Here is a 1,425-nt window from a genome sequence, read left to right on the forward strand (position 1 = left end):
CCTGTGTGTACGATTGTTGTATCGTTAGTCTAGCAGACTCATCATCACTGGTCGTGCGTTCTCTCATTTTTTTAAGCATGCGGCGACCACCGAAATTGACACTAGTGCGATCGTCGGCAGCGTCAGATGTGTAGATGCGGTAGAGCCAGACATGCTGGTCGTAATGCGGCATGAAGCCATGCGCCTCGTCGCCGGCCGTCGCCGGGTCGTCGGCCATGTGGTCCCAGGCGCGCCCGTTGAGCACCAGCTCCTCGGTCTTGCCCGCCGCATCCCAGGCCGCCTGGAACACCAGGTTCTCCACCGCCACCAGCTCGAGCGAACCATCGGCCTGCGGCTCGTAGATCAGCACCGAGGGCTTCATCCAGTCGGTGTAGGTGCTCTTGCCGTCGACCTTGGGGGCGGTGCCGGTGATCTCGAGCAGGCCCGGGTGAATGTAGTGGAGCCCCATGGCGCCAAGCTCGGCCGGCAACCCGGAATTGGCGGCCGACACGCAATGGTTTTCAGGCAGGATATAGCCATCCGCCAGCGCCACCTTCACGTCCTTGTACTTGTCCACGGCCTTGCGCATGTCGTCGAGGCTGACATCGGCGGCCGATGCAACCATCGGGCAGAACGAAGCAGCCAGTGCAAGCAGAACCAGTCTTCTCATGTTCTTCCTCCCACGCGTAACGCCGCAGGCGGGCGGCCAGCGGCGGCGATGGGGCAGCATACCATGCTGCGAACAAGCGCATCCAGTAACAGCTGACGTCAGATTCATTAGAGATGACACGTATTTACCAAGACTATCCAGAACACCAACAATGCAACTCGCGCATCGCGCCTGGGGATGTGCTAGCGATTACGCAGCCGGATGACTTCCTCGCCGCGCTCGAACACTGACTTTGGTCGCTACCATGAAGCAGACGTCTGTTGCGCTACTCTTCGCCTGCCTGGCCACGGCGACACCCGCCGCCGAAGCCGGGGGCCAGCCGCCGACCTGGGCGGATATCAACCCGATCGTCACCAAGCATTGCGTCATGTGCCATTCCGCCCAGGGCGCCGGGAAAGGCCTGCGCCTCGACAGCTACGCCCTGGCGCTTGCCGGCAGCAAGGATGGCCGGGTGCTGCTGCCGGGCGACCCCGAAGGCAGCGAACTGATCCGCCGGCTCAAGGGGATCAGCACGCCGCGCATGCCGTTCCTGAGCTACCCGCTGGCAGAGGAGCAGATCGCGCTGTTCGTCCGCTGGGTGGAGGCGGGGATGCCGGAGCGGTGAGGCGTTGACTGATAAAGACGGCCCCCTCCCGGCCTCCCCCATAAAGGGCCTGTTGCGTAATCGCGATTTGTGATTCCGTCTGGTTGATTGAGGAGGCCGACGATGGCGATCAAGCGGACGGGTCAGCTGGGGTTCTCGGATGCTGTGATCGAGGGAGCTCCCCTCCCCCTTG

Annotated in this window: 2 protein-coding genes; one reads left to right on the top strand and one right to left on the bottom strand. The window is 62.7% G+C overall.

Going from position 1 to position 1,425, the window contains the following annotated elements; all coding sequences use genetic code 11:
- Positions 1 to 649: hypothetical protein (locus VW23_RS01555; RefSeq protein WP_069907836.1), on the bottom strand; the 649-nt coding region annotated here is incomplete at its 3' end.
- 244 nt (positions 650 to 893) lie between these two features.
- On the opposite strand from VW23_RS01555, the gene VW23_RS01560 reads away from it, so the two are divergent.
- Complete coding sequence (locus tag VW23_RS01560; protein WP_069907837.1) at positions 894 to 1,253, top strand: c-type cytochrome domain-containing protein; 360 nt, start codon at positions 894 to 896, stop codon at positions 1,251 to 1,253.
- Positions 1,254 to 1,425 lie beyond the last annotated feature (172 nt).

It is taken from the genome of Devosia insulae DS-56, assembly GCF_000970465.2.
GTDB classification, from domain to species: domain Bacteria; phylum Pseudomonadota; class Alphaproteobacteria; order Rhizobiales; family Devosiaceae; genus Devosia_A; species Devosia_A insulae.